Below are 26,092 nucleotides of genomic sequence, written 5' to 3'. Positions count from 1 at the left end.
TCCGGCGGAGCGGTCTGTCGGGGGTAACCGGCGCGAGTGCCGGGTTGGTTTAACCGGCTCAGCACCGGGCTTGTTCCATTGTAACGATCGAACCAGTGTGCTTACGGTGCGATACCGGCAGACACGGCCAAGGCCGCTCCGACGATGCCCGCCGCGTTCTTCAGATCGGCCGGTACCACCGGGGTTCTGTTGGTGAGCAACGGAATCCATTGTTCGAAGTCACGGCTGATTCCGCCGCCCGCCACGAACACGTTCGGCCAGAACAGATTCTCCAGGGTGATCAAGACCTTGCTCACTTCCGCGGCCCACTCCGGATAGCTCAGACCGTCACGGTCCTTGATGGAGGCGGCGGCCCGGTGTTCGGCCTCCACCCCACCGACTTCGATGTGCCCGAGTTCGGTATTGGGCACCAGCGTGCCGTGGTACATCACAGCCGATCCGATGCCGGTGCCGAAGGTGAGCAGCATTACCAAACCGCTCAGATCCTTTGCCGCGCCGTAGCGGTCCTCGGCGAGCCCGGCGGCGTCGGCGTCGTTGAGCACCGTCACCTCACGCCCGCCCAGGACGGTCGCGAAGAGTTTGCGCGCATCGGTGCCGATCCAGGACTTGTCGATATTGGCGGCGCTGCGCGCGGTGCCGTCGATGACCACACTCGGCAGCGTGATACCGACCGGACCGTCCCAACCCGCCTGGGCCACAACCTTCGCCACCGCGTCCGCCACCGCGTTCGGGGTCGCCGGATGCGGGGTGGGGACCTTGATGCGTTCGTGTACCAGATCACCGGTGGCCAGATCGACCTCGGCGCCCTTGACGCCGCTGCCACCGATGTCGATACCGAACGCGTGCCCCCGAACGGACATGACGACTCCTCGTTCTGTTCTGATGCCGTTGGACCAGCCTAATGGTCGCTCCGCCGGAACTGTGCTGCGATGGACCTCGTGCCGGAATCCGATTTCACCCAGTCCGCATCCAACACGATCATGAGCCCCGAGCAGACCGAGATCGCCGAACTTCGGCGTGTAGCGGTGCATCTGGCCGAAACCGCGGCCGCCCACGTGCGTTCCCGTCGCCCCGAGGTCTTCGGTCCCGGCGGGCACGACGGGGATGCCGTGCAGTCCAAGAGCAATGCCGTGGACCCGGTGACCATAGTCGACACCGAGACCGAGCAGTTGGTCCGCAGTCTGGTGGCCGAACTGCGCCCCGGCGACGAAGTGGTCGGCGAGGAGAACGGCGGCACCCTCGACGCGGAATCCGAGACCGTGCACTGGGTGGTCGACCCCATCGACGGCACCGTGAACTTCGTCTACGGCCTGCCCTCCTACTCGGTGTCGGTGGCGGCCGTGCGCGGCGGCCGATCGGTGGCGGGCGCGGTCGCCGACGTGGCGCGCGGGGTCACCTACAGCGCGGGCCTGGGCCTCGGCGCGCACCGCACCCAGCCCGGCGCGGACCCGATTCCCTTGCGCTGCAACGAGGTCGAGTCCGTGGCCATGTCCCTGGTCGCCACCGGCTTCGCCTACGCCACGGCGCGTCGCGTCCGGCAGGGCCAGCTCATCGCCGAGGTGTTGCCGCACATTCGCGACATTCGCCGGATGGGCTCGGCCGCGCTGGATCTGTGCATGGTGGCCGAGGGCCGCGTGGACGCCTATTACGAGCACGGCCTGAACCTGTGGGACCGCGCCGCGGGTGAGCTGATCGCGGCCGAGGCGGGTGCGCGTCTGCTGCTGCCCTCGCCCCAATCCCGCAGTGCGGACGGCGAATTGGTGCTCGCTGCAGCCCCCGGCATCGCTGACGAACTGACCGGTCTGTTGGACAAACTGGGTGTCACCACCCCTATCCCAGGCAACTGACAGCCGGGTAGACACGAGCAGGCACGAAAAAGGAATCGCCGCGTCCCCAGGTGGACGCGGCGATTCGGGTTCGTGAGGGTCAGTTCAGCACTTGGCGTGGCGGGCGGCTTCGAGCAGTTTCGGGTCGATGCCCGAACCCGCGCCCTGCACCGGGTTCTTCAGCGACCGCAGCACCTCCTCGGCGTCGGTGCTCGGCCGCAGATCGCGGAACAGCGAGCCCAGCACCAGATCCACGGTGTCGTCGGTGCGCGAATCCTCGATCAGCTCCGCGCACGGCGCGACCAGTTGCAGGGCCGAGGCCCCGGGCCGCCCGTTCACGCCGAACCGGATCTGGCCCATGCATTCCAGATCGCCGTTCACGTACACCGGATCGTTACCGAACGCCTCGGGCGCGCTGGCGAAACCGAGATCGCTCAGCCCCGACGCCACATGCGCGGCCTGACCGCGCTGCCCGTTCGCGTTGTAGACGCGGACCCTGGTCTTGGCCAGCGACGCCGGTTCCACATCACGTAGCCGGGAGGAGGAGACCCGGGAGCCCAGTTGCGCGGGCTGCACCGTGGAGGTGCCCGAGGCCGGGCTGGGCGAATTGCAGGCCATCGCCGCCTGGCTGTCCTCGGTCGTCGTGAGTGCCTTGACCCACACCGCGACGCAGATCACGGCTATGACGCCCACCATGGCCGCCCACGGTTCCCAGCGTCGCCGGATGAAGCGCCGGCCCTCGGGATCGGTCGCATTACCTTGGGTGATCAGTGAAACCACGGCACTACTCTACGAAAACGTCGCGGTGACCGCGTGCAAGGTCTCAGAGTGTTGCCTCGGCGGTGACGATTGACCCTCAGTTTCGAATCGCGTGTGTTTTGATTGCGACTTTTGCCCTAGGGTCCGCTATTGTCTGGCGGCCCAGATCGTATCGCCCGGGTTGAATCGGGGGTTCGATTTCGGGAACAACAAGGGCATGTCCTGCGTTGACCGAGCGCGATCCGGTGCGGATCCAGAGCATCCGGCCCGATCGGGGACCGGTGTACGCGTGACGTACACCACGGGCGGGGCGGCGCACCCCGAACCGATTCCACCCGGAATCGGCGAGGAGTGAGCCGGTCCGGGATATACGGAGTAAGGACGAGGGGAAGACGACATGGCAACCGACTATGACGCACCGCGGCGCAGTGAATCCGACGAGGTTTCGGAGGACTCGCTCGAGGAGCTGAAGGCTCGTCGCAACGAGGCCGCGTCCGCCGTCGTGGATATCGACGAATCCGATACCGCGGAGTCGTTCGAGCTTCCCGGCGCGGATCTGTCGGAGGAGGTGCTCTCGGTTCGGGTCATCCCGAAGCAGGCCGACGAGTTCACCTGCTCCAGCTGCTTCCTGGTGCACCACCGCAGCCGACTGGCCAATGAGGCCGGTGGACAGCTGATCTGCATGGACTGCGCGGCCTAAGTTTCGACCGCACAGCCCTGAACAGGGATATTCCGTCAGTCCGCGCTCGGCACGCCGAGCGCGGTCAAGACTTCTCGGCCATCTTCAGCGCAGCCTGACCACACGAATTTCGCTAAGCGACAGCCAGGCCCAGGGCGCTGATGATCTGTTCGGGCCGACGCGTACTGACCAACCAGTACGGTGTCGGGTCGTCCGGATCGTCGAGAACGAGTAGAACCAGCGGGCCGATCCAGGCCCGATGTTGGACGAAGGCGGCGGGGTCGAGCTGACGGCCCAGCGCCGCGCTCTTCGCGCTGGCCGGCACCGCAGCCGCCCGCGACACGAAGGTGGCGGGCAGGTGGGCGCGGTCCACTCGCAATTCCGGGGTGCCGGCCGAGTCGAGGGCCACCTCCACCTTGTGCCGCGAGAACCACAGCAGCACCCACGTCGCGATCGCGAACAGCACCACATACGGCAGCCACGCCCGCACTCCCGGTGCGCCCATGTGGATTTCGGCCGCCATCAGCCCGGCGATGCCGAACCCGACGGGCCACCACCACAGCGGCACCCAGAGGCGCTCGGTGTAGATCGGCTTCGTCGTTTGCTGGGATTCCATGCTCACCTGAGAGGACTGGTCGGACACGACACCAGACTAGGCGACTGAGCGGGGGCCGATACGCGTAGGCTCGTGCTACGTGACCGGTATTCCACCTATTCGCCTGCTGCGGCTCGATCCCGGCATCCCCGTACCGACGCGTGCCCACGAGGGTGACGCGGGCGTGGACCTGTGCACCACCGAGGACGTCATCATCGAACCGGGGGAGCGGGTGCTCGTCGGCACCGGTATCGCCATCGCCCTCCCGATCGGGACGGTGGGGCTCATCCATCCGAGATCCGGGCTGGCCGCCAAACATGGTCTGTCCGTCGTCAACACCCCCGGCACGGTCGACGCCGGGTATCGCGGTGAGATCAAGGTGTGCTTGATCAATCACGATCTCCGGACTCCGGTCGAGCTCCGGCGGGGTGACCGGATCGCGCAGCTGCTGGTGCAGAAGGTGGAGCTGGTCGACTTTGTCGAGGTGGACGCGCTCGACGAAACCGAGCGCGGCGCAGGAGGATACGGATCGAGCGGCGGGCACGCGAGCCTGGCCGCGGAGTCCGGTGGGGCGGGTCGTTCGGCCGGCAAGGAGGCATGACCATGGTGTTCGGGCGCAAGAATCGCAAGGGTGACAGACCGGCGGAGTCGCAGTACGACGACGATCAGTACACCGAGGACTACGCCGAATACGACGAAGTCGATTACGACGCCGAGGATTTCGGCGACGACTACGCGGACCAGGGGCCGGGGGACCGCACCGGGCCCTACGACTACGACGACGTCGCCGACCGCCTCGAAACCGTCGCCGACCAGCGGCTGGATCTCGGCTCGGTGATCGTGCCGGTGCCGCCGGGCGGACAGCTGCAGGTCGAGATGACCCCGGACGGGACCCCGCAGGCGGTGCACCTGGCCACCCAGCACGGGCGGATCACGGTGGCTGCGTACGCGGCTCCCAAGTCGCCGGGCCAATGGCGTGCCGTCGCAGCCGATCTCGCGGAGACCCTGCGCAAGGACGGCGCGCAGGTGTCGGTGCAGAACGGTCCGTGGGGCCGGGAGCTGCACGCCGTCACCGAGGGCGCGGACCTGCGTTTCATCGGCGTCGACGGGCATCGCTGGATGGTTCGCCTGGTGGCGGCCGGTCCCTCCGGCTCGGCCGACGACAACAGTCCGCTGGTGGCCGCGGCCCGCACCATCCTCGGTGAGACCGTGGTCCGGCGCGGCGACGAACCGTTGCCCGTGCGCGAACCGCTTCCGGTGGTCCTACCCCAGGAGCTGGCCGACCAGCTCGCCGCCGCGCATCAGCAGCAGTTGCAGGCGCAGCAGCAGGCCATGGCCGCCCAGCTCGCCGCCATGCAGGGCGGACAGCCCTACCAGGGCGTCACACCCCCGGCCAATCAGGAGCCGCGCCGTGGCGCCGAAGGCTCGGCCATGCAGCAGCTCGGCCTGAACTAGCCGAATCCTGGTTGGCGACAACCGAAAGCGACAGCAACGCCCTCCGCACCAGTCGGTGTGGAGGGCGTTCTCGTCGGCCGGAAGCCCGGCTCACGGGGCGGTGAGCAGCCACTCGAGGCCGCGGCGGCCGAGAATGGCCGGGTCCGAACCCAATTCGTCGAGGGTGATGCGGTGCAGGGTGGCGTTCGGGAGGAGACCGGCCCACTGCTCGGCGACGGCCCAGGGGTGTACCGGGTCGTCGACGGCCGTGATGAGCGCGACGGGGGCTTTCACCGCGGCCAGCAGCTCGGGTTCGGGCCAGTGGTAGGCGGCGGCCTCGTCCAATGCCGCTGGGAGATCGGGCCATTGGGAGCGCCAGGAACGGGTGAGCGCTTCGGCCAGCCAGGCGGGGCTGGAGGAGCGCATCATGTCGATGACGGACTCGAGGCCGTCGGCGCGCAGGGCGGCGGCGGTGGCGGCGGCGCTCAGCGCGGCCGGGCAGCCGGTGGTGTCGTAGCCGGTCCAGGCCGGGAGGGCCGCGATCACGCCCGCGACCGAATCCGGGTGGCGGGCAGCCCAATCCACGGCCACGGCCGCGCCGAGGGAAATGCCCGCGATGAGGATCGGCCCGTGCTCGGCGGCGGCCGCGAGGGCATCCTGATAACTCCCGATGATATGCCGCGGATCCGGGTCCACCGCGTGGCAGGGCAGATCGGCTGCGGCGCAGGCGGCTTCGAAGGCGCGCCGGGCGAAGTGGGCATCGGAGCCGGTGCCGGGCAGCGCGACCGCCGTGACCGGGGTCAGCGGCGCGGTGGCATGCGGCGGAGCGGGTTCCGGGGCCGGGGCGGCGTGGTCCGGACGGGGGAGATCGGGCACCGGGGGAGCGTAACGGGCGACACGGCAAGCCCGGAAAGAGCAGGGCACGCGTGGCAGCGGGTGGCCGGGGCATCTACAGTGGCGATGTACGGCCACAGCCGGGTCGTGTGGGCAGACACCCACCAGGTTTGTGGGAAGACAACGACGTGAGACCCACGCCGTCTTGCTAGGAGAACGTGCAAGATGCCATCCGCGGGTGGGAAAGACACCCCCTCGGGTTATTTCCGGCGGCTCAGTCGCCGGCTGACCGAGGATCTGGATCGTTTGGACGCCGAGGAGCTCGCTGAGACGTCGTCGGCGTCGGGGGCTTGTCGGGCATCGGAATGTCGCCGTGGTGAAGAGGTCACCATGCTCGGCCGGCTGCGCAGTGTGGAGGCCTGTCCCAAGTCGGCGGGCGCGGAGGTCGAGGCGGAGTTCTTCGACGGCACCGATTCCATCGCGCTGGTGTGGATCGGGCGGCGTCGCATTCCGGGAATCGAGCCGGGCCGCCGTATTCTGGTCCGCGGCCGCATCGGTGAACGCGATGGCGGCAAAGTGATCTTCAACCCCTACTACGAACTGCGCGAGAATTCCTGACGTATGCCGATACCTGCCAGCAGCAACGACGAGGGCTTCGAGCCCACCTCGACCCGCGGCGATCTCGACGACAGCACCGCGGCGGCCTGGGCCGACGCCGAGTCCGAGCTCACCGGTCACTCCGGTCACGATCTGCGCACCGAGATCGAGGAGAAGTTCGAGGAAGAGGTCGAGCAGTCGCTGCTGGAGCAGTTGGGCGGCATCAGCGGCCTGATCTACTCGTCGCTGCCGGTGCTGGTATTCGTGCCGATCAATACCTGGCGCGGGCTCACCACCGCCATCTGGGCGGCCCTGGGTGTGGCGACCGGGATCCTGATCTGGCGACTCGTGCGCAAGGGCCCGATCCAGCCCGCGATTTCCGGATTCCTGGGTGTCGGCATCTGCGCGTTCATCGCGTACCGGATGGGAGAAGCCAAGGGGTTCTTCCTGTTCGGCATCTACGCGAGTCTCGTGTACGCGGGCGCGTTCGTGCTCTCGCTCATCGTGCGCTGGCCGCTGGCGGGCGTCATCTGGGGTGTGCTGAACGGTCACGGCACCGACTGGCGTTCGGATCGCCGCGCGGTGCGTCTCTACGATCTGGCGACCGCGGTGTGGGCGGTCGTGTTCACGGCCCGCTACGTGGTGCAGCATCACCTGTACAACGCCGACAGCACCGGTCTGCTAGCGGTCGCGCGCATTGCCATGGGCTGGCCGCTGACCGCGGTCGCGCTCGTGGTCACGGTGTGGGCGGTCCGCAAGGCCGGACACCTGCCGGCGCCGAAGTCCTCCGTCAAGGCGTGACAGGCCGCCTGCCGGATATTCGGGGCGGCCGGACGGGTTCGACCAGCGCCTTATCGTCCTGGACGACTGTCCCGCAACACCTTCGGGGGCATTAGGGGGCAAAAGGGGGTACCCCACCCCACCCCTGGGGTATCTATTTCGGCGGCCCGGTTCATCGCACGATCGTCTCGAGACGAAACGGCGAAAGGAATCGCGGAGTGATTACCGACGGCAAGACAGTGGCAGCGTCGCAGGACCGGGGCGAGGGGCTCGGTGCGACGGTGCAGACAACAGTCTCGCGCCGGCATCCGGCGGGGCGGGGAGCCAAGAACAACAACAGTGTGGCGACGTCGGAATCCCGGCGCGCCGCAGCCGAATTGGAGAAGCTGATCGGTCCGGCCGCCGCGGGCGACCGAGCGGCGGTGTCGGAGATCCTGAAGGTGGTGTACCCGCTGGTGCGGCGCTACTGCGCGGCGCGGATGAGCGGCGCGGCCCACCTGCACGTCACCGCCGACGATGTGGCGCAGGAGATCTGCCTGGCCACCGTGCAGGCCATCCCGCGCTACCGGGATCAGGGAAAGTCCTTCCTGGCCTTCGTTTACGGCATCTCCGCGAACAAGGTCGCCGATGCCTTCCGCCGCGCTCAGCTGCACCCGGCCTACCCGGTGGCGGAATTCCCGGACGCCCCGGTGAACGAGGCGGGCCCGGAGGAGCGTGCCCTGGCCACCGAAACCCGGGAGGCCACACGGGAACTCATGAAGGTGCTCGCGCCCACCCACCGCGAGGTGCTGGTGATGCGCATCGTGCTCGGCTGGACCGCGGCGCAGACCGCCGAGGCCATCGGGACCAGCCCCGGCGTGGTGCGGGTGATGCAGCACCGTGCGCTGAACAAGCTGCGCGCGGAGCTGAAGGCGGCTTCCTGACCGATCCGGCGCGGAGGACGGAATCGGGCGCAGGGGGTGCGCCCGCCGAAGCCTGTTATCCGCGTCGGATTCGGGTCACCGATATCCGGTGGCCTGCGAAAACGCATTCCAGGCGTTAACTGGATCACAGTGCGTGCAGGGTGCTCGGGAAGCTTGCCCGGCAAGGTTGCCCTGTCATCGCCATTATTTGAACTTCTGCGCCTCGCGTCGATCGCCGGTGCTCCCCATCAGTTGAAATACTCGCAGATTGCGTTTGCTGAAGATTCGCTTAATCTGCTTGAGATCAATTCGTTATCTGATGAGGTGAAGTACCCCGTGAGTTCCGCTCGCAAGCTTGCCGTCGCCGCCGTCGGCGCTGTCTCCGTCGCTACGGCCGTGGTGTGCGCGGGCACCGCGAATGCCGCTCCCGCAACCGGCATCCCGCAGGTGGATGCCTTCGTCTCGGCCAACCCGCAGATCGATGAATTCCTGTCCTCGATCCAGCTCCCGGCCCTGCCGGAGGTCCCGGCCGTCCCCGCGATGCCGGCCCCGGCACCTGTGGTGGACGCGCCCGTGCCGCACATCGCGCCGCAGCCGTTGATCGATCTGCTCGGCCAGACCGGCATGGGCCCCGTGCGAGCCGCGAATACCGCCGATGGCGTGATCTACGGCGCCGGAATCGGTGCGGCTGTCGGTGCTGTCGGAGGAATCGTCTTCGGCACCATCCCGCTGCTCGCTGTCGGTGCGGGAATCGGTGCGGGTGCCGGTGCGGCGGCCGGTTTCATCGGAGGTCCCCTGATCGGCTCCGCCATCGGAGCCGCGATCGGCACGGCGGCGCCCGGGGTCGGCAACGCCGCCGGTTACAGCCTGGGGGCCGGCTGGGGTCTGATCGTCGGACTTCCCGTGGGCATCGTCGCTGGTGCGCTGATCGGCGGCCTCGCCGGCACGATCGTGAGTGTTCCGGTCGTGCTCGGTGCCGCAGCGGCCGGCGCGGCCATCGGCGCGGGGATCGGCGGAGCTGTCGGCTACGCCACCGCTCCTGCGGTGTAGGACACCGGCAACGCTTTACGGAAAACATCGGCGACCGCGCGATCTTCGCGTGGCCGCCGATGCCGTATGTCAGGCCGTCAGGTCGGCGTCGATCTCGACCGGGGCGGTGAAGCCGTTGGTGCCGAATGCCTTTCGCAGGTCGTCTTCGGCTTCCACGGAGGCCACGAAGAGGAGTTCGTCCTCGCCTTCGAGGGGATCGTCGGCCTGGGGGACGATGACCCGGCCGCCGCGCAGGATGCTCACCAGCGCGGCATTGCGGGGCAGGTTGAGGACGCGAACGGCCTTGCCCGCCAAGGGGGTATCGGTGGGGAGGGTGATCTCCACCAGGTTGGCCTGACCCTGGCGCAGGGTCATGAGCCGCACCAGGTCGCCGACCGAAACCGCTTCTTCGACAAGGGAAGCCAGCAGTCGCGGGGTCGACACCGCCACGTCCACCCCCCACGAGGTGTCGAACAGCCACTCGTTGCGCGGATCGTTCACGCGTGCCACGACGCGCCGCACGCCGAACTCGGTCTTGGCGAGCAGGCTGAAGACCAGGTTCACCTTGTCGTCGCCGGTGGCGGCGATGACCACGTCATAGGTTTCCAGTTGCGCCTCTTCGAGCGTTTCCAGCTCGCAGGCGTCCGCGTGGGTCCAGACCGCGGTGGGCGCGATGGTGGGGTCGATGTGGTCGAGGCGGCGTTCGAGCAGCATGACGGTGTGGCCGCCGCGCAACAGCTCCTGGGCGATGGATCGGCCGACGGCGCCGGCGCCCGCAATGGCTACCTTCATGATCAGTCCTCGCTCGCGGGGGGATTTCCGGCCAGCGCGACGGCCTCGCCCACGCTGCCGGAGGTGGCGGCGACGTAGACGGTGTCGTCGGCCTGCAGGACCGTTTTGCCGTTGGGCAGCACGCCCTGTCCGAATCGGATGAGGAACGAGACGCGGGAGCCGGTGGCCTCCTCCAGCGAATGGACCGTGCGGCCGTACCAGTCCTCGTGCAGGACGAGTTCGGTGACGGCGACGGTGCCCGTGGGGTCGCGCCAGCTGGTGGTGCTCTGGTCGGACACCAGGGTGCGCAGGAACCGGTCGGTCGTCCACGGCACGGTGGCAATGGTCGGAATGCCCAGGCGCTCGTACACCGCGGCCCGCTTGGCGTCGTAGATGCGGGCGACGACCCGATCCACACCGAAGGTCTCACGCGCCACCCGCGCCGAGATGATATTGGAGTTGTCGCCCGAGGACACGGCCGCGAAGGCCCCTGCCCGTTCGATTCCCGCGCGCGTGAGCACATCCCGATCGAAACCGACGCCGGTGACGCACAGGCCCGGGAAATCGCGTCCGAGCCGCAGGAACGCGCTCGAATTCTGGTCGATCACCGCGACCTCGTGGCCGATGCGGACCAGGGCGCGCGCGAGTGAGGATCCCACTCGGCCACACCCCATGATCACTACGTACACCGTGCGAACCCCATTCCCGAAAACCGTGGTGTGCCGTCTGGTTGCTCTTGTCCGGGTCGCAACCGTACCGCTCGAGTTTTTCCCGAGGCACTTTCCCCCTCCGGTCCGCGCTCAAACCGGAATCGGAAAAACCTCACAGTTCCCGAGGCCCACCCTACGACTGCGAACCGACTCGCGCCGCGCCGCGGAAACGGGCGCGCCCGCGCTGCCTTATGCTCGCATGAGTGTCGAAGTTGACGACGGCCGCCAAACGCATGCTGGTGGGCCGCCCCTTCCGTAGCGATTCCCTGGGACACACGCTGCTCCCCAAGCGAATCGCACTCCCCGTGTTCGCGTCCGACGCCCTGTCGTCGGTGGCCTACGCGCCCGAGGAAATCTTTCTCGTGCTGTCGGTGGCCGGGCTGTCGGCCTACACGTACGCGCCGTGGGTGGGTGTGGCCGTCGCGCTCGTGATGATCGTCGTCGTGGCCAGTTACCGGCAGAACGTGCACGCCTACCCGTCCGGTGGCGGCGACTACGAGGTGGCGACCAAGAATCTGGGGCCCACGGCCGGATTGACGGTCGGCAGTGCGCTGCTGGTGGATTACGTGCTGACGGTGGCGGTGTCGATCTCCTCGGCGGCGTCGAACATCGGCTCGGCTGTGCCGTTCGTCGCTACGCACAAGGTGTTGTTCGCGGTTGTCGCGATCGTGATTCTCACCGCTATGAACCTGCGCGGCGTGCGGGAATCCGGCACCATGTTCGCGATTCCCACCTACGCGTTCATGATCGGCATGTTCGCCATGCTGCTGTGGGGCTTCACCCGGACCGGGATTCTCGGTGAACAGGTCCACGCGGAGTCCTATGGCTTCGAACTGAAGGCCGAGGACGACCATCTGATGGGGATCGCGTTCGTGTTCCTCATCGCTCGTGCGTTCTCGTCCGGTTGTGCGGCGCTGACCGGTGTGGAGGCCATCAGCAATGGTGTGCCCGCCTTCCGGAAACCCAAGTCCCGCAATGCCGCCACGACTCTGTTGCTGTTGGGTGTCATCGCCATCACGCTGTTCATGAGCATGATCGTGCTCGCGCAGAAGGTCGGCATCGTGTATGCGCACAACACGGCGGATCTGATCGGAGCGCCGGCGGGCTACGAGCAGAAGACCCTGGTCGCGCAGCTGGCGGGTGCGGTGTTCGACGGATTCCCGGCGGGTTTCTACTTCATCACCATCGTGACGGCGCTCATTCTCGTGCTGGCCGCCAATACCGCCTTCAACGGCTTCCCGGTGCTGGGTTCGATTCTGGCGCAGGATCGATTCCTGCCGCGCCAGTTGCACACTCGCGGTGATCGGCTGGCCTTCAGCAACGGCATCATCTTCCTGGCGGGTGCGGCCATCGCGTTCGTGGTGTTCTTCGGGGCCGAGGTGACCAAGCTCATCCAGCTCTACATCGTGGGCGTGTTCGTCTCGTTCGTGCTGAGTCAGACCGGCATGCTGCGGCATTGGACGCGACTGCTGCGCACCGAGACCGATCCGGCGCAGCGGGCGCGCATGAAGCGCTCGCGGGTGATCAACGCCATCGGCTTGACCATGACCGCGACCGTGCTGGTGATCGTGCTCGTCACCAAGTTCCTGGCGGGCGCGTGGATCGCCATCGTCACCATGGCGGCCATCTTCGTGCTCATGCGCCTGATCCGCCGGCACTACGACACCGTCTCGCGTGAGCTGGACGAAACCGAGTGGGATGGCGTGCTGCCCAGCCGAACCCACTCCATCGTGCTGGTGTCGAAACTGCATCTGCCGACCAAGCGGGCCATCGCCTACGCGCGGGCGACGCGGCCCGACACCCTGGAAGCCATCACCGTCAATGTGGACGAACCCGATACTCGCCGGCTGGTGCGCGAATGGGAGCGCAGCGATATCACGGTGCCGCTCAAGGTGATCGAATCCCCGTATCGCGAAATCACCAAGCCGGTGGTGGATTACGTGAAGCGACTACGCAAGGATTCCCCGCGTGACGTGGTCACCGTGTTCATCCCCGAATATGTGGTCGGCCACTGGTGGGAACAGTTGCTGCACAATCAGTCCGCGCTGCGCTTGAAGGGCCGCCTGCTGTTCGAGCCCGGCGTCATGGTGACCAGCGTGCCCTGGCAGCTGAGCTCCTCGGCCAAGGCCCGCCAGGCCCGCCTGGTGAATGTTCCCGGTGCGGTCCGTCGCGGCTTCGGAGACGAGAGTTGAGCACTCGAAACGACTGGTACGGCGAGGTTTTCGAGGTCCGCCTGGGCCCGCCCGGCCACGGCGGCTTCTGCGTGGCCCGCCACGACGGCCGTGTGCTGTTCGTGCGTCACGGCCTGCCCGGCGAACTCGTGCACGCCCGGATCACCGAGGATCGCGGCGGCTCGTTCTGTCGGGCCGACGCCATCGAGATTCTCGAGCCCGCTGCCGACCGCATCCCCGCCACCTGCCCGGTGTCCGGTCCCGGCGGCGCGGGCTGCTGCGATTTCTCCTATGCGACACCGGAAGCCCAGCGCGCGCTGAAGGCCACGGTGGTGGCCGACCAGCTGCGCCGCATCGCGGGCTGGGAACCCGATTTCGTGGTGGAGTCGATCCCCGCGCCCCTCGGCCTCCCGCACGGTGTGGTGGCTCATCGTGATTCGCGCCCGGCCGCCGCTGCGGAGCGTATCGACGCCGTGGATTCGAATGATGTGCGTGGGCCGGTGGGCGCGCCCGGCCGTATCGGCGGTGTGGCGACCCGTCTTTCGGGCATTCTGCTGGCCGGTGCCGCGGATCCTGATTCGGCCGCCGGTGAATCCGGTGTGGCCGACGGCGGACCGGGCCGAATCGCGGGTGCGGCCGGTCGAATCGGTGGTGTGGCCGGGCCGGTCGGCGGCAGTCCGATCCGGATCGGCGGTGTCGCGGCGCGACTGCCGCGTGCCCTCGGATCCGGTGCGGCGGACGCGGTTTCCCTCGACGCGTGGCCCGGCGGCTGGCGCAGCCGTGTGCGCCTGGTCGTCGACGCCGACGGCCGTGCGGGCGTGCACCGCTACCGCAGCACCGAGGTGATCCCGGATCTGCGCTGCCCGCAGCCGATGACCGGTGCGATGGACGGGCTCGCCGATCAGCGCTGGACGCCGGGTGCGGAACTGGTGGTGGCCGTGGACGGCGACGGCATGCGGCATCTGGTCGAAATCGCCCCGCCCGAACCGGGTTCCGGTGACAAACGCCACGGCCGGGACCGGCGCGGCAGCGCCGCCCGGCGCGGTGGTGACCGCAACAGCACCGTGGCCCGTCGCGCCGCCGCGCACAGCGCCCGCGCCGAACGCGTCGTCGACGGCACCGGCCGCGCGGTCCAGTACGTGTCGGGTCGCCGCTGGGAGCTGTCCGCCACCGGCTTCTGGCAGCCGCATTACGGTGCCGCGCAATGCTATTCGGATGTGATCGCGGGCTGGTCCGACGCGGCCCCCGGGGCCCTGACCTGGGATCTCTACAGCGGTGTGGGCGTTTTCGCGGCCCGTCTCGCGGATCAGGTGGGCAAGGCGGGTGCGGTGCACGCGGTCGAATTCGCCCGCACCGCCGTGACCGAGGCCAAGGCCAACCTGCGCGACCTGCCGTGGGTCGACTCCCGCGCCGAGCGCGTGGAACGCTGGATCGTCGAACAGCCCTCCACCGCACCGGATGTCGTGGTCCTGGACCCGCCGCGTGCCGGTGCCGGCAAGGAGGTCGTCGCCGCCCTGACCGACCGCTCGCCGCGTCGCATCATCCACATCGGTTGCGACCCGGCCGCTTTCGCCCGCGACATCAGCCTCTACCGGGCTGCCGGCTACCAGCCGGTGGGCCTGCGCGTCTTCGATGCCTTCCCGGGCACCCATCACGTCGAATGCCTGGCGGTCCTGGAACGCTGACGGCAACCCGCGATTCGGCCGCGCGCGAAACCCCGCGTTCCCAGGTCGTTCCTGTCGGCGGGCCCGCTTAGCCTGGTCGTCATGGGGAGGTTGACGATCCGCCGGCTGGCACTCGGATGCTGCGTGGCCGCAGCCCTTCTCGGCGCGACGGCCTGCTCCAGCGCCGACGGCCCGGGCGGCCGGGTATCGGAGGGCTGCGATCTGTTCGACAGCGCGGAATGCGTGGTGACCTTCGACCGGCACGTCGAAAGGCCGTACGTGACAGTCGATGGCAAGAAGGTCATGCTCGTCGCCCTGAACGACGACGAGGTCACCGTCGAAATGCACAACTCGATCGGAACGCATCGCACCCACCGAGTCCGCCTGGGCGGCGAGGATGGCTCCCTGTCCGGCTATCACATCGAGGTGCGGGAGATCACCGCCGAACACGTCGTCATCGTGGTGATTCCCCAGGACGGGTGAACCGCGCCGATCCGGTGCCGGTCGGGGTTCGGGACCGGAAACCGTTGTCCCACAGTGCTATGCGGCGTGTGCGGCCCCGCATTCGCCGTGGGCCAGGCTGCCCGGTTCGCTGGGCAGCCCGGTGCACTCCTCGGACCAGCGGGCGAGTTCCCCGGCGAACCGCGTCGACATCTGATCGAGGTAGCCGTCCGGATTGGTCGCCGCGTCGGCGGCCGCGGTGCACATCTGCCGCAGCAGCACTTCCCGATTGCCCTGTACGAAATCGGTGTAGCCCAGGCGTTCCAGGCGCGGCACGAGCGCCTTGAGCATCTTCCCGATGCAGCCGCGCACGTGCGGGTTCTGCGTCTCGGCATCCCAGATCGAGTACAGCCGCACCGCGATGGCGCGGATGGCGCTCTCGCTGGGCGGTCCGGCCATGGTCATGGTGATGAGCGCTTCCACGATGAGCAGTTTGGTCCGGGGGCTGAATCCGGGATCCCAGTTGCCCTCGACGGTGCTCGGCCAGTGCAGCGATTGACACGCATTGAGCCGAGTCGCATTGCGGCACAGAATTTCCGCGGCCACCAGCTGCGTGGTCTGCCGTTCCGAGCACAGGGCGGCGTCGATCACCAGGATGGCGGTCTCCGAGGACACCTTGCTGTCCTGCACCGTCCACAGATCCACCAGCAGGGTGACCGCCAGCCCGACCTGATCCAGCTTGGTCAGCGCGAGCAGTCCGGAGGCGACCACCTCCGGGTTCGGTCGCTGCGTGCCGTCGGAGGCCAGCAGTTGTCCCGCCCGCATGGCGGCGTCGAGCCGGAGCCGATTGTGTTCGTCCTCGCGGCTCTGCTCGAGCCGCCGGGTGGCCTGATGGTTGAGGATCAATCCGATCGCCGTGACGCACGCGGTCACGACGACTCCGCTGAAGGTCAGCGCCGGAGCCAGCAGCGACCGGTCCTCGGAGGTGAATTCCATCGGACCGAACAGCACCAGCCCGGCCGTAATGATGATTGCCACCGGTATTCCGGCCGCGGCGACCAGCAGTTTTCTATCGGTCGACAAGGCACACCGCCCCCGTTGTCTCGCGTGCGGCCTTCCCCTCGGCCGCTCTTCTGCTTGGTTATCGCGTGGCGGGCGACCGGCGTGTCAGTGCTGTCAGTTCAATTGCCAGGTGACCCGGATGGTGGCGGTGAGTTCGCTCTCGCCCAGTTCGATGGGAGCCGGGGCCGCGCCGAGGGCCTCGCTCTTGGCGGCGAAGGCGATGCGGGGCGTGGGCATCGGTGCGGCCGAGGTGTTCTCGGTGATCTCCAGGACCGTGCCGAGGGTGCGATCGGCGCGCAGCGCGTACTGCTGGGCCTTGACCAGGGCGTGGTCGAAGGCGGCGTCGCGGGCGCGGGAGAGCAGGGATTCCTCGTCGGAGACGGTGAGGGTGAGCCCGCCCAGGCGCACGTCGTCGCCACCGGCCTCCACCGCGCGGGCGATCACGGCCGCCGGACCGGTCGCGCCGGATTCGCTTGCGGGGGACGCGATTTCGCGCAGGGTGACGGTGAGTGAAGTGGAGGCCACATAGCCGATGATGCGTTCGCGATTGTCGGCCCAGGTGGTGTCGGTGCGCACCGAGAGGCCGCTGGTGGCGATATCGCGGGAGGGCACCTTGTCGCCGCGCAGGGAGGAGATGACCGCATCGGCATTGCGTCCGGCGTTCGCGTAGGCCAGAGCGACGGTGCTCGCGTGGCTTTCGATGGAGATGGTGACGCGCATGCGATCCGGGGTGGCGGCCGCGCTGCCGCTGCCGAAGGTGGTGATCGTGCCGGGCTGATTGTCGGTACTGGTCACGCTGGCTCCTCGGTCGGCGTCGGTGGAACGTTGCCGATGCTACCGATCTCCGGCCGCGCTGCCGGGCTCGCCGCGCCCGCCCACTCCGGCTCGAGCTGCCCGGCACCCGTCCGGAAGGCCGCGCTCGCCCGAACCGTTGGACGGTTCGGGCGAGCACGTTGCTGTCGGACTCGCCGATCAGTGCAGCGGGCCGAAGAACTTCTGCAGGTCGCGGGCCAGGTCGGCGGGGGCTTCCATGGCCGGGAAGTGCAGGCCGCGCTCGAATTCGGACCAGTGCGCGTCGGCCGGAGCGGGCAGCACCCGCCGGACGGTCTCATCCGCGCCGAAGATCGCGAACCCCTGGGGTGCGGTGGTCGGATTGCCCCAATCGCTGGAATGGGCCTGCTCGTAGAGGGTGTGCGCGGCCCACGCCCCGGACCCGGTGAACCAGTACAGGCTGACGGTGGTCAGCAGCTGATCGCGGTCGATGGGCAGATCCGTCCACTCTTCGAATTTCTCTGCGATCCAAGCCAATTGGAAGATGGGAGAGTCGGCCAGCCCATAGCCGACGGTCTGCGGGCGGCTGTTCTGAATGGCCAGATACCCGGACCCTTCGCGGCGGAAGGCATCCATGCGTTCGAGGATCAGCTTGTCGATCGGATCGTTGGGGTCGAGCCGCTCGGCCATCCCGGGCAGGAAGGTGGCGGTATTGGCGGCGGTGAGCGGATCGGTGACCACGTGCACCCCGATCACATGCTCGCTGTCGAGTCCGGCGACCGCGCCCGAGATGCCCGCGCCCACATCCCCGCCGTGCACGCCGTAGCGCTCGTACCCGAGCCGGTTCATCAACTCGATCCAGGCGCGGGCGGTGCGAGCCATGGTCCATCCGGTTCCGGACAGCGGCGTGGAGAAGCCGTAGCCGGGCAGTGACGGCGCGATCACATGGAAGGCCGGACCGTCGGCCGGATCCACCAGCGGGCCGATGAGATTCAGGAATTCCGCGATCGAACTCGGGTAGCCGTGGGTGATGAGCAGCGGCGTCGCGTCCGCGCGGGCCGAGCGCACGTGCAGGAAGTGGATGCGCTGCCCGTCGATCTCGGTGGTGAACTGCGGGAAGGCATTGAGCTTGGCTTCCTGTGCGCGCCAATCGAAGTCGGTGCGCCAGTAGTCGGCGAGGTCGTGCATTTCATCCAGGGGGATACCGCGTTCCCAGCCGGTGCCGCGCAGCTGGCCGGCCCAGCGGGCGCGGGTGAGACGGTCGCGCAGATGGTCGATCTCGGACTGCGGGATATCGATGCGGAAGGGCTGAATCTCGGTGCTCATCACAGGTATCCGTTCTCTCGGGGCTATCGCATCACGGGTGTTCCGGGGCTTGCAGGAAAACCATAGAAACGATTGCGGAAAGATTCGTTCCGCGATTGCCGGATAAACTCGAGAAATGTTGGAGACGTCGGGACGGCTGCTGCGGATGCTGTCGCTATTGCAGGCCCGCCGGGATTGGACGGGCGCGGAACTGGCCGAGCGACTGTCGGTCACGACCCGCACGGTCCGCAATGACATCGACCGGCTGCGGGAGCTCGGGTACCCGGTCCAGGCCCGGCCCGGTGTGGCGGGCGGCTATCGGCTCGGGGCGGGCGGCACCCTGCCGCCGCTGCTGCTCGACGATGACGAAGCCGTGGCGGTCGCCATCGGATTGCGCAGCGCGGCAACCGGATCCGTCTCCGGGCTGGAGGAGACCTCGTTGCGGGCGCTGACCAAACTGCAACAGTTGCTGCCGTCCCGGCTGCGGCACCGCATCAGCGCCTTCCAGCACGCCATGCCGGTCCCAGCTCGAGGCCCGCGCGTCGACGCGGACGTGCTGACGGTCATCGCGTCCGCCTGCCGCGACCGGGAACGCCTGCGCTTCGACTACCGAACCCATTCCGGTGCTTCGAGCCAGCGCGCGGTCGAGCCGTACCGGGTGCTCAGTCACCGGCAGCGCTGGTATCTGATGGCCTGGGATCTCGATCGCGGCGACTGGCGCACCTTCCGCGTGGACCGCATGCACCCGCGCGCGCCCACCGGCCCGCGCTTCACCCCGCGCGAGCTGCCCCCGGATGCCGATATCGCCGCCCGCCTGGAGCGCGGAATCGGCGAGGCCCCCTGGCGTTTTCGCGCCCGGGTGATCGTGCACGCGTCCGCAGAGCATGTGCGACAGCGCATTCCGATCCCGATCGACGTGGAAGAGCTGGGCGACAACCGCTGTGCCTTCCAGCCCGGCTCCGACTACCCGCACATGCTCGCCTTATATATAGGAATGCTGGACGCCGATTTCGAGGTGCTGGATTCACCGGAGCTGCTGGAGGCGCTACGCACTCTCGTCCACCGGTATCAACGCGCCCTCGACGCCGGGTCGCAGAACTCTGAGACATAGCGGGACTCCGGCCTGAGCCCACACTTGTCGGCCTGAGTCTGCCATTTCGGCGGGTGTAGCTCGAATAGTGTCGGCGTAGGCCGGTCTGGCCGACCTCTCAGCGTCCGGTAGGCCGCAGCGGCCAGGGGCGCACCCGCTCGAGCGCCGCACCGATCTGGAACACCGTCGCATCGTCATAGGTGCGCCCGACGATCTGGACGCCGGTCGGCACACCGTGGCGTCCGATGCCGGACGGCACGTTCAGCACCGGGCAGCGGCCGGCGATATTGAACACCGGCGTCAGCGAGTAGTCCCAATAGTGTTCGAGCTCAACACCGTTCACGGTCAACCGGTGCCGCGTGAAGTCCTCGCCCGCCGGCAGAGCCGCGGCCCCGGTGGTCGGGCACAGCAGTGCGTCGTAGCGTTCCAGCAGCGCACCGAGCACGCGGTACACCTCGCCCTCGATCTCGAGCCCGGCGAGGTAGTCGCCCTGGCCGATGGTCGTATCGGCGGCGAACGCCAGCGCATACGGTGTCAGCGATTCGCGCTGCTCGGCCGCCACCCCCGCGACGTACGCCCCGAAGATCCCGCCGAAGTGGCTGAACACCGCCCGGCGAATCTCCTTGTGCCGCAATCCGACGTCGATCTCCTCGACGACCGCGCCCGCCTCGCGCAGGGCATCGGCCGCCGCCCGCGTATTGGCCGCCACATCGTCCTCGATTTCCCAGTCGCCCAGATTCGGCGCGAATCCGATCCGCAGCCCCGCGACCTCTCCGAGCTGCTCCGGAATCCGCACGGCGGGCCGCACTGAGGCCACGTCGGCGGGGTGCGGCCCCGCCATCACGTTCTCCAGCAGCGCGCAATCCGCGACCGTCCGCGCCATCGGCCCGTCATGGCAGTAGTGATCGAGATTGAACGGCGGCAGCGCGGGCACCCGCCCGTACGGGGGTTTGAACCCGACCGTCCCGGTCGCGGCGGCGGGCAACCGAATCGATCCACCGATATCGGACCCGGTGGCCAGCATGGCCGTCCCCGCCGCCAGGGCCGCGCTGCTCCCGCCGGACGATCCGCCGGGGGAGTAGTCCGGATTCCACGGATTCCGCGTGATCCCCCACTTCCGCGACTGCGTGAAGAACGCACAGCAGAATTCCGGCGTAGTGGTGCGCGCGTGCACGATCCCACCCGCCGCGATGATCCGTTCCAGCGCCGGATGCGTGACATCGGAGACATGCTCCGCGAACACCAGCGACCCTTCACTGGCGATCCGCCCCGCGATCGGCTGCTCCTCCTTGGCCGCCACCGCCAGTCCCTCCAGTGCCCGCGGCGAACCCCCTGGCCCATAAGCGATTTCAGCCGCCTTGGCCTGAGCCAGCGCCTCCTCGAAGGTCTCCTCCGCGAACGCGTTGATCTCCGGTTCCACCGCCTCCGCCCGCGCGATGACCGCCTCCATCACCTCGACCGGCGACAGCTCCCGGCTGCGGAACAACCGCAGCGCCTCGGTCGCGGGCAGGTACGCCAGATCACGGTCGGTCATGCGCACTCCTCCGCTCGGGTATCACTTGCTGACGGTGGGGCGCTGCTGGCACGCGCCCATCTCGCCGTCATTGGCGGGTGCTCGCCTCATCGTCATTCCGGCATGCTTTTGGCCGGAATCCACACTGCCATGGGGGTGGATCCCGGCCAAAAGCGCGCCGGGATGACGGAGGGTCGGGCCGGGGTGACGGAGGGGCGGGCCGGGGTGACGGAGGGGCGGGCTGGGATGACGGGGTCGGCTCATGTGCCGCCGTGTGCGGCGAGGGCCCGGACGGCGGCGTCGGCCTGGGCGTATGCGGCGGCGGCGAGGCGTTCCAGCAGGGCGAGTTTCAGTTCCGGGGCTTGGCTGGCGAGCAGGTCGAATTTCTCGGGTGGCAGCACGGCCAGCCGTGCGGTGGTTTCGGCGTAGGCGGCATTGGCGAAGTTGACGCCGACGAGCATGGGGACTTCGCCGAAGGACATGCCGGTGGTGAGGGTGACGAGGCGGTGGCGGCGGCCTTGGCGGTCTTCGAAGGTGAAGCGGACGCGGCCGTCGAGGATGAGGAACAGGCCCGCGCGGGGGCTGTCGCGGGCCACGACGAGTTCGCCGCGGGCGACCGTGCGGATCTCGAATTCCTTTGCCAGTTCCAGTTTTTCGTCCTCGGGGAGGGCGGCCAGGGCGGGGTGTTCGTCCACCCGCAGTGCGGCGGGCGCGGGCACCCCGGCGGGGCGATGCTGGTCGAGGACGAGGTTCTCGCACCACTCCGCTGCGGCGTCGCGGTCGGCGAAGACCCGTCCGCGGGGATCGTCGGGGTCCAGGCTCGACGACAGGTGCCCGAGTTTCGCGTCCGGATCCACCAGGGCCACACGGCATCCGGCGGCGGCGAGTTCGCCCTGGAGATCATTGAGCATGCGCACCGCGATGGGCGCGACATCGCCGACCTCGCGCACATCCAGGACCAGCGCCTCGAGGTCGCCGGGTGTCTCCTCGACCGCGCGCACCGTGGATTCCGCACCCGCGAACAGGAGGTCGCCGTGTAACTCGAAAATCCGTGCGCGCTCACCGAAGCGGCGCAGCAGGGCCAGTTCGTCCGCGTCGCGCCGCAGCCGGGAGGGTGCGTCCGTTACCGAGTAGGCCGCCCGGATGGCGGTGTGCGCGCCGCGTGTCACGTGCAGGAAGTGCAGGCCGAGCCGGGCCGACAGTTCCCGGCACGCCTTCACCCCGCGCACGCTGCTGCCGTGCGCGTCCAATCGCGGTGAGTAGACCGCGATTCCGATCTGCCCCGGCAGCACCGCCAGGATCCCGCCTCCCACACCGCTTTTCGCGGGCAGCCCGACGGTGGTGACCCAGTCTCCGGCGGCGTCGTACATGCCGCAGGTGGTCATGACCGACAGCACCTGCTCGACCAGCGGCCGTGCGAGCGCGCGTTCTCCGGTCACCGGATTCACGCCATTGTTGGCGAGTGTGGCCGCCATCATGGCCAGATCGCGGCAGGTGACATCGAGCGAGCACTGCCGGAAGTACCGATCGACCGCTTCATCCGGATCGATATCGATGATCCCGGCTCCGCGCAGCAGATATCCGATGGCCCGATTCCGATACCCGGTGCGCGCCTCGGAGGCGTACACGGCCTCGTTCATCCGTAGCTCGCGGCCCGCAAAACGGCTGTAACTCCGGCAAATCCGGGCAAATCGATCGGCGGCATCGCGGCCCTCGATGAGCGAGGCCGCCGTGATGGCCCCCGCATTGATCATCGGATTGCGTGGCCGCTGCGTCTTCGGATCCAGGCTGATCTCGTTGAACGGCTCCCCGGTCGGTTCCACATCGATGCGCTGCGCCACCGCCGCGGGCCCGCGATCGGCCAGCGCCAAGGCATAGGTGAACGGTTTCGAGATCGACTGAATGGTGAAGGGGTGGTCCAGATCCCCGCTCCCGTACACCCGCCCGTCCGCGGTCGCCAGGCAGATGCCGAACGAATCCGGTTGCACCGCCGCCAGTTCCGGAATGTAATCGGCCAGCTCACCGGAGGTATCGGGCAGACATTCGCGGTATACCTCGTCGACAATGCGGGCGACCACCCCGTTGCTGTCCGGCGTCGAGCCGCCGGGAGCCTGCTCGACTGCGCCCATCTGGCCACTGTATCCGGGTAGTCTGTGTTGCCTGTCACATTGGACGCTGATGTCGCAGGTGGCATTTCATTCCTGGAGTTCGCACCCACTACGGGCTCCGTAGACTGTTGCAAACATAGGAGTTATCCGGAGGGAGCAATAGCCGTGGGAGTGCTTTCCCGGGTCGACACGCCCGAGGACCTGCGCCGGCTGTCGGTGCCGGAGCTGAGTGAGCTGGCGGAGGAGATCCGCGAGTTCCTCGTGCGCAAGGTCTCCGCCACCGGTGGGCATCTCGGGCCGAATCTGGGCGTCGTGGAGCTGACCATCGCGCTGCACCGGATCTTCGACTCGCCCGCCGACCCGATCATCTTCGATACCGGGCATCAGGCGTACGTGCATAAGATCCTGACCGGCCGCAAGGACGGGTTCGACTCGCTACGCAAGCAGGGGGGCCTGTCCGGTTATCCGTGCCGCTCGGAGAGCGCGCACGACTGGGTGGAGTCCTCGCACGCGTCGGCCTCGCTGTCCTACGCGGACGGTCTGGCCAAGGCGTTCGCGCTGACCCGGCAGAAGCGGCATGTGGTCGCGGTCGTCGGCGACGGCGCGCTCACCGGCGGCATGTGCTGGGAGGCGCTGAACAATATCGCCGCCGGCCAGGACCGCTCGGTGGTGATCGTGGTCAATGACAATGGCCGCTCGTACGCCCCGACCATCGGCGGCCTGGCCGAACGGCTGGCCGGTTTGCGTATGCAGCCTGCCTACGAGCATGCGCTGGACGCTACGAAGCGGATTGTGCAGAGCATTCCGCGGGTGGGGGATTCGGCGTATTCGGTGCTGCACGCGCTCAAGACCGGGATCAAGGACGCGGTCGCGCCGCAGGAACTGTTCAGTGATCTCGGGTTGAAGTACGTGGGCCCGGTCGACGGGCACGACACGGTCGCGCTCGAAGCGGCACTGCGCCGCGCCAAGGATTTCGGTGGCCCGGTCGTGGTGCACGTGTGCACACAGAAGGGCCGCGGCTACAAACCGGCCGAGGATCACGAGGCCGATCAGATGCACGCCATCGGCCGTATCGACCCCTTGACCGGGGAATCGGTGGGGTCGAGCGCGCGCAGCTGGACATCGGTGTTCTCCGAGGAGCTCATCGCGCAGGCCGAGCAGCGCGACGATATCGTCGCCATGACGGCCGCCATGCCGGGACCGACCGGACTGTCGGCGTTCGGAAAACGCTTCCCGGAGCGCATGTTCGACGTCGGCATCGCCGAACAGCATGCCGTGACCTCCGCAGCCGGCATGGCGCTCGGTGGACTGCATCCGGTGGTCGCCATCTATTCGACCTTCCTGAACCGGGCCTTCGATCAGCTGCTCATGGATGTGGCGCTGCTCAAACTCCCGGTGACGCTGGTGCTCGACCGTGCGGGCATCACCGGTGACGACGGCGCATCGCACAACGGCATGTGGGATCTGTCGATTCTGGGCATCGTCCCCGGCATCCGGGTCGCCGCGCCGCGCGATGCCGCCACGCTGCGCGAGGAGCTGGGGGAGGCGCTGCACATCAGTGACGGTCCCACCGCCATCCGCTTCCCGAAAGGCACTGTCACCGAAGAGATCTCGGCGGTCGAGCGGTTCGACGGCGTGGATGTGCTGCACATGCCCGACGCCGAGGGCACATCGGCGCAGACCGTGCACGGCGACGTATTGCTGGTCGCCGTGGGCGCTTTCGCCGATCTGGCCCTCAAGGTCGCGGATCTGCTGGAGGCCGAAGGGGTTTCGGTCACCGTGATCGATCCGCGCTGGGTGCTGCCGGTCTCCGACACCGTGGTGAAGCTGGCCGAGAACTACCGGCTGGTCGTGACCCTGGAGGACAGCGGTCTGCACGGCGGCATCGGCTCCACGGTCTCCGCGCGCCTGCGCGCCGCCGGAGTCGATGTGCCGACCCGTGATTTCGGTGTGCCGCAACGATTCCTGGATCACGCCTCGCGGGCGGTCATTCATCAGGAGCTCGGCCTCACCCCCGGTGAGGTGGCGCAGCGCATCCACGGCTGGCTGGGTGATTCCGCGGGTGCGGAGGCCGCCGCGCAGGAGCTCGCCGAAGCCACCGAGTAGCCGTCACCGTCGTCCCGGCCTGCCGAAAGCGCGCCGGGATGACGAAGCCCTGTTCGCCCTCGGGCATCTCGCGTACTTTCTAGAACCAGTTACAGTTTCTGGTTCAGGAGTCCGCATGTCCTTCGTGCTCGTCGAGAAGCCACGCCCCCAGATCGCCCTGGTCACCCTCAATCGCCCGGAGCGCATGAATGCCATGGCCTTCGACGTCATGGTCCCGCTGCGCGAAACCCTGGAAGCGGTGGCCGCCGACAACGAGGTCCGCGTGGTCGTCCTCACCGGCGCGGGCCACGGCTTCTGCTCCGGTGCGGACCTGCAGCACGCGGGCCGCGTCCCCGGTGTCGAGGGCCTCACCAAAACCAGCGTGGCCCGCCGCTCCATGGAGCTGCTCAACAACGTCATGCTCACGCTTCGCCGCATGCACCAGCCGGTCATCTCCGCCATCAATGGCGCGGCCATCGGCGGCGGCTTCTGCCTGGCCGTCGGCACCGACATTCGAATCGCCTCGGAGGACGCCTATTTCCGCGCCGCCGGCATCAACAACGGCCTCACCTCGGCGGAACTCGGCATCAGCTACCTGCTGCCCCGCGCCATCGGCGCCACCCGCGCCTACGAGATCATGCTCACCGGCCGCGACGTCGACGCCACCGAAGCCGAACGCATCGGCCTGGTCACCCGCGTGGTCCCCGCCGACAAACTCCTCGAATCCTGTTACGACACAGCCGAACAGATCATCCGCTGGAGCCGCGTGGGCACCGAGCTGACCAAACGCATGCTCTGGAGCGGCCTCGAGGCGGGCAGCTTCGAATCCCACATGCAACACGAGGGCACCGCCCAGCTCTACGTCCGCCTCACCACGGAGAATTTCGACGAGGCCATCCGCGCCCGAAAAGACCGCCGCCCACCGGTTTTCGAAGACTGAGCGAGTGCGCTCGGCTCACCGACGCC

The 26,092-nt window shown here is 68.2% G+C and carries 25 protein-coding genes and 1 pseudogene; 15 read left to right on the top strand and 11 right to left on the bottom strand.

The features are described 5' to 3' along the window. Positions 1–101: 101 nt before the first annotated feature. Positions 102–860 carry a polyphosphate--glucose phosphotransferase gene (gene ppgK / locus H0264_RS29510; protein ID WP_181580576.1) on the bottom strand — a complete coding sequence of 253 codons (759 nt, stop codon included), beginning with the start codon at positions 858–860 and terminating at the stop codon, positions 102–104. Between the two features lie 120 nt (positions 861–980). Here ppgK and H0264_RS29505 point away from each other — a divergent pair, with 120 nt between their 5' ends. Beyond that, positions 981–1,847, top strand: a complete 867-nt coding sequence (locus H0264_RS29505) for an inositol monophosphatase family protein (RefSeq protein WP_181585913.1) — start codon at positions 981–983, stop codon at positions 1,845–1,847. An 84-nt stretch (positions 1,848–1,931) separates the two neighbouring features. Here H0264_RS29505 and cei read toward each other — a convergent pair whose 3' ends face one another. After that, positions 1,932–2,606 (bottom strand): envelope integrity protein Cei, encoded by a 675-nt coding sequence (gene cei / locus H0264_RS29500; RefSeq protein WP_181580575.1) that lies wholly within the window; start codon positions 2,604–2,606, stop codon positions 1,932–1,934. Between the two features lie 376 nt (positions 2,607–2,982). Between cei and H0264_RS29495 the strand changes: the two genes are divergently transcribed. Continuing rightward, positions 2,983–3,285 carry a DUF4193 domain-containing protein gene (locus tag H0264_RS29495; RefSeq protein WP_181580574.1) on the top strand — a complete coding sequence of 101 codons (303 nt, stop codon included), beginning with the start codon at positions 2,983–2,985 and terminating at the stop codon, positions 3,283–3,285. A 112-nt stretch (positions 3,286–3,397) separates the two neighbouring features. On the opposite strand, the gene H0264_RS29490 is transcribed toward H0264_RS29495, so the two are convergent. Next, a complete protein-coding gene (locus tag H0264_RS29490) occupies positions 3,398–3,880 on the bottom strand; it encodes a DUF3093 domain-containing protein (RefSeq protein ID WP_181585912.1) in 483 nt (160 codons plus the stop codon). A gap of 79 nt (positions 3,881–3,959) precedes the next feature. Here H0264_RS29490 and dut point away from each other — a divergent pair, with 79 nt between their 5' ends. Together dut and H0264_RS29480 are read left to right on the top strand one after the other, a co-directional pair. Beyond that, positions 3,960–4,460, top strand: coding sequence for a dUTP diphosphatase (gene dut / locus H0264_RS29485; RefSeq protein WP_181580573.1), 501 nt, complete (start codon positions 3,960–3,962; stop codon positions 4,458–4,460). Positions 4,461–4,465: 5 nt separating this feature from the next. Further along, positions 4,466–5,314 (top strand): DUF3710 domain-containing protein, encoded by an 849-nt coding sequence (locus tag H0264_RS29480; RefSeq protein WP_420832117.1) that lies wholly within the window; start codon positions 4,466–4,468, stop codon positions 5,312–5,314. 90 nt (positions 5,315–5,404) lie between these two features. Here the strand turns inward: H0264_RS29480 and H0264_RS29475 are convergent, their stop codons facing one another. Continuing rightward, on the bottom strand, positions 5,405–6,097 hold the full coding sequence (locus H0264_RS29475) for an alpha/beta fold hydrolase (RefSeq protein WP_181585910.1): 693 nt from the start codon (positions 6,095–6,097) through the stop codon (positions 5,405–5,407). A gap of 255 nt (positions 6,098–6,352) precedes the next feature. Here H0264_RS29475 and H0264_RS29470 point away from each other — a divergent pair, with 255 nt between their 5' ends. From H0264_RS29470 to H0264_RS29455, 4 genes are all read left to right on the top strand, one after another. Then, positions 6,353–6,745 carry an OB-fold nucleic acid binding domain-containing protein gene (locus H0264_RS29470; protein WP_181580572.1) on the top strand — a complete coding sequence of 131 codons (393 nt, stop codon included), beginning with the start codon at positions 6,353–6,355 and terminating at the stop codon, positions 6,743–6,745. Between the two features lie 3 nt (positions 6,746–6,748). Continuing rightward, positions 6,749–7,525 (top strand): DUF3159 domain-containing protein, encoded by a 777-nt coding sequence (locus H0264_RS29465; RefSeq protein ID WP_181580571.1) that lies wholly within the window; start codon positions 6,749–6,751, stop codon positions 7,523–7,525. A 320-nt stretch (positions 7,526–7,845) separates the two neighbouring features. Further along, the gene (locus H0264_RS29460; protein WP_276514560.1) at positions 7,846–8,427 is read left to right on the top strand and encodes a sigma-70 family RNA polymerase sigma factor; all 582 of its coding nucleotides are present in this window, start codon (positions 7,846–7,848) and stop codon (positions 8,425–8,427) included. Positions 8,428–8,580: 153 nt separating this feature from the next. Next, entirely contained in the window at positions 8,581–9,456 is an 876-nt protein-coding gene (locus H0264_RS29455; RefSeq protein ID WP_181580570.1) for a hypothetical protein, read from the top strand. A 69-nt stretch (positions 9,457–9,525) separates the two neighbouring features. On the opposite strand, the gene H0264_RS29450 is transcribed toward H0264_RS29455, so the two are convergent. After that, the gene (locus H0264_RS29450) at positions 9,526–10,227 is read right to left on the bottom strand and encodes a potassium channel family protein (protein WP_181580569.1); all 702 of its coding nucleotides are present in this window, start codon (positions 10,225–10,227) and stop codon (positions 9,526–9,528) included. Between the two features lie 2 nt (positions 10,228–10,229). After that, positions 10,230–10,895 carry a potassium channel family protein gene (locus tag H0264_RS29445; RefSeq protein WP_181580568.1) on the bottom strand — a complete coding sequence of 222 codons (666 nt, stop codon included), beginning with the start codon at positions 10,893–10,895 and terminating at the stop codon, positions 10,230–10,232. 224 nt (positions 10,896–11,119) lie between these two features. Here H0264_RS29445 and H0264_RS29440 point away from each other — a divergent pair, with 224 nt between their 5' ends. The 4 genes and pseudogenes from H0264_RS29440 (at position 11,120) to H0264_RS29425 (ending at position 15,234) form a co-directional block, all read left to right on the top strand. Beyond that, the gene (locus H0264_RS29440; protein WP_181580567.1) at positions 11,120–13,108 is read left to right on the top strand and encodes an APC family permease; all 1,989 of its coding nucleotides are present in this window, start codon (positions 11,120–11,122) and stop codon (positions 13,106–13,108) included. Next, positions 13,105–13,482 (top strand): annotated as a pseudogene (locus H0264_RS29435) (TRAM domain-containing protein); the annotation flags it as partial. The gene H0264_RS29440 and the pseudogene H0264_RS29435, both read left to right, overlap by 4 nt. 477 nt (positions 13,483–13,959) lie before the next feature. Then, positions 13,960–14,772 carry a class I SAM-dependent RNA methyltransferase gene (locus H0264_RS39240; protein WP_338040161.1) on the top strand — a complete coding sequence of 271 codons (813 nt, stop codon included), beginning with the start codon at positions 13,960–13,962 and terminating at the stop codon, positions 14,770–14,772. Between the two features lie 81 nt (positions 14,773–14,853). Beyond that, the gene (locus H0264_RS29425) at positions 14,854–15,234 is read left to right on the top strand and encodes a hypothetical protein (RefSeq protein WP_181580566.1); all 381 of its coding nucleotides are present in this window, start codon (positions 14,854–14,856) and stop codon (positions 15,232–15,234) included. A 57-nt stretch (positions 15,235–15,291) separates the two neighbouring features. Here H0264_RS29425 and H0264_RS29420 read toward each other — a convergent pair whose 3' ends face one another. The 3 genes from H0264_RS29420 to H0264_RS29410 all read right to left on the bottom strand — a co-directional run bounded on the left by H0264_RS29420 (position 15,292) and on the right by H0264_RS29410 (position 18,351). Beyond that, a complete protein-coding gene (locus H0264_RS29420) occupies positions 15,292–16,275 on the bottom strand; it encodes a hypothetical protein (protein ID WP_181580565.1) in 984 nt (327 codons plus the stop codon). Positions 16,276–16,368: 93 nt separating this feature from the next. After that, the gene (locus H0264_RS29415) at positions 16,369–17,049 is read right to left on the bottom strand and encodes an SIMPL domain-containing protein (RefSeq protein WP_244975982.1); all 681 of its coding nucleotides are present in this window, start codon (positions 17,047–17,049) and stop codon (positions 16,369–16,371) included. 177 nt (positions 17,050–17,226) lie between these two features. Beyond that, the gene (locus tag H0264_RS29410; protein WP_181580564.1) at positions 17,227–18,351 is read right to left on the bottom strand and encodes an epoxide hydrolase family protein; all 1,125 of its coding nucleotides are present in this window, start codon (positions 18,349–18,351) and stop codon (positions 17,227–17,229) included. 115 nt (positions 18,352–18,466) lie between these two features. On the opposite strand from H0264_RS29410, the gene H0264_RS29405 reads away from it, so the two are divergent. Then, complete coding sequence (locus tag H0264_RS29405) at positions 18,467–19,441, top strand: helix-turn-helix transcriptional regulator (protein ID WP_181580563.1); 975 nt, start codon at positions 18,467–18,469, stop codon at positions 19,439–19,441. 97 nt (positions 19,442–19,538) lie between these two features. On the opposite strand, the gene H0264_RS29400 is transcribed toward H0264_RS29405, so the two are convergent. Beyond that, the gene (locus H0264_RS29400; RefSeq protein ID WP_181580562.1) at positions 19,539–20,954 is read right to left on the bottom strand and encodes an amidase; all 1,416 of its coding nucleotides are present in this window, start codon (positions 20,952–20,954) and stop codon (positions 19,539–19,541) included. Positions 20,955–21,193: 239 nt separating this feature from the next. Beyond that, a complete protein-coding gene (glsA, locus tag H0264_RS29395; RefSeq protein WP_181580561.1) occupies positions 21,194–23,062 on the bottom strand; it encodes a glutaminase A in 1,869 nt (622 codons plus the stop codon). 144 nt (positions 23,063–23,206) lie between these two features. On the opposite strand from glsA, the gene dxs reads away from it, so the two are divergent. Continuing rightward, a complete protein-coding gene (gene dxs, locus H0264_RS29390; protein WP_181580560.1) occupies positions 23,207–25,147 on the top strand; it encodes a 1-deoxy-D-xylulose-5-phosphate synthase in 1,941 nt (646 codons plus the stop codon). A gap of 115 nt (positions 25,148–25,262) precedes the next feature. Further along, a complete protein-coding gene (locus H0264_RS29385) occupies positions 25,263–26,066 on the top strand; it encodes an enoyl-CoA hydratase (RefSeq protein WP_181580559.1) in 804 nt (267 codons plus the stop codon). The last annotated feature ends 26 nt before the right edge of the window (positions 26,067–26,092 follow it).

The organism is Nocardia huaxiensis (assembly GCF_013744875.1).
Classification (GTDB): domain Bacteria; phylum Actinomycetota; class Actinomycetes; order Mycobacteriales; family Mycobacteriaceae; genus Nocardia; species Nocardia huaxiensis.
Note: the sequence above shows the minus strand (reverse complement) of the source record. Positions and strands in the feature narration are given on the sequence as shown.